The sequence below is a fragment of the Streptomyces sp. NPDC055506 genome (assembly GCF_053643595.1).
The window spans coordinates 1-2,063 of sequence record NZ_JBSHKH010000277.1 but is presented as its reverse complement, the minus strand read 5'-3'; the positions used below and the strand labels follow the sequence as shown (position 1 = coordinate 2,063).

Genomic DNA, 2,063 nt, shown 5'->3' with positions numbered 1-2,063 from the left:
TATTCCACACCGGCCGACCAATCGGCGGAACCACCCCACCCACCAACACATCACTGACCGAAACACACACCGACGACTCGGTCGGACCATAGGCGTTGAACATCCGCCGGCCCACCGACCACCGCGCCACCACATCCGGCGCACACGCCTCACCGGCCACCACCAGCACCACACCCGACGGCAACCCATCAGCCGGCAATACAGCCAACGCCGACGGCGGCAACGTCACATGCGTCACCCCTGCCGCCGCTACCAACTCCGCCAGCGCCGGCCCCGGAAGAAGCCGATCCCTGTCCGCCACCACCAACGCCGCACCCGACAGCAACGCCATCACCAGTTCCCACACAGAAGCGTCGAAACTCGGCGAAGCGAACTGCAGCACCCGACTGTCAGGGCCCACACCGAACCGGTCGGCGTGCATCGCACGCATACTCGCCAGCCCGGTATGCGTGACGCTCACACCCTTGGGGCGGCCAGTCGACCCCGACGTATAGATCACATATGCCGGGCTGTCCGCGCGCAGACACCCAAGCCGCTCGCCCTCAGCAAGGTCGTCACTCGCCACAAAGCCGGCCTCTGCGCCGTCGTAGAGGTCCTCGATCCGGCTACACGGCACCCCCACCTCCGCTGCCACATGATCGGTTTCCGTCGCAGTGAGGACGCAAACTGGATCGGCGTCCTGGAGCATGAACGCAATCCGCTCACTGGGGTAGTCGGGGTCGATGGGCAGGTACGCGCCGCCGGCCTTCAGCACCGCCAGCACCGCCACGACCATGTCCACCGAGCGCGGCAATGCCAGACCGACCAGACGCTCCGGACCCACACCCCGCTTCACCAACACCCGCGCCAGCCGATTCGCCCGCGCATTCAACTCCCCATACGACACCGACGTGTCCAGGTAAGCGACCGCGACCGCATCGGGCGTTCGCCCCACCTGAGCCTCGAACAGTTGCGGGAACGTCCCGTCCGGGACAGGGCGGGCCGAGTCGTTGTACTCGACCAACAGTCGCTCGCGCTCCTTAGGCTCCAGCACGTCGACGCCATCGACCCGCGCACCAGGATCGGCGACCATCTCCTCGATGACCCGCCGCAACCGCTCCACCATCTGCCGTGCAGAAGCGTCGTCGAACAGGCCGGTGTCGTGCCCGAGTTGAAGCTTCAGCGTCTCCCCGGGCAGTACTGCCAGACTCACCGGGTAATGCGCCGCGTCATGGCCTTCCATGCTGCTAACCGTCAGGCCGCCGGGGAGGTCAGTACCATTTGCACCGATGGGGTAGTTCTCGAACACGTAGAGGGTGTCGAAGAGTTCACCCCCGCCGACCAGGCCCTGGATGTCGGTCAGGCCAAGGTACTGGTGGTCGCTGAGCCGGGACTGCTCCTCCTGCACCCCGGCCATCAACTCGGTCAGAGACTGCGACGCATCGAGCCGGACACGCACCGGAACCGTGTTGATCAGCAGACCGACCATCTGCTCAATACCGGGAATCTCCGCAGGCCGCCCCGACACCGTCATACCGAAGACGACATCGTCCTTGCCCGTCAGCCGGGCCAGCAACAACGCCCACGCCGTCTGCAGCACCGTGTTCACCGTCAGCCCATGCCGACGCGCCAACTCCGTAACCCCAGCACTGACCTCGCCACTCAACGCAAGCGTCACCTCGCCATGACTGCCGGCTAGTGAACGGTGACCGGCAGGCGCAAGCCTCGTCGGTTCCGCCCCGGCCAGCACCTCACGCCACATTTCTTCGGCCCGGGTCCGGTCCTGCCGTGCCAGCCAGGCCGGATAAGGCCGGTAAGGCACCGGCGCGGGCAGCGCACTGTCGTCCCCGCCTTGCCCATACAGCTCGAACAGTTCCCGCAGCACCAGCGGAGTCGACCAGCCGTCCAGCAGAATGTGATGATTCGTGATCACCAGCCTGTGCCGGTCGGCAGCAAGACGCACGATGACGAAACGCATCAGCGGCGCGCTGGCCATGTCGAAACGGGCAGCCCGTTCCTCCTCCAGCAGCCGCGCCACCCGCTCACGCTGACCGGCCCCGGAGTACTCGCTCAGATCAACCTCA

General features: G+C 66.2%; 1 protein-coding gene. It reads right to left on the bottom strand.

Annotated elements, in window-relative coordinates:
* On the bottom strand, nucleotides 1-2,017 hold a 2,017-nt coding region (locus tag ACWIF2_RS40565; protein WP_454366709.1), incomplete at its 3' end, for a non-ribosomal peptide synthetase.
* Nucleotides 2,018-2,063: the final 46 nt, after the last annotated feature.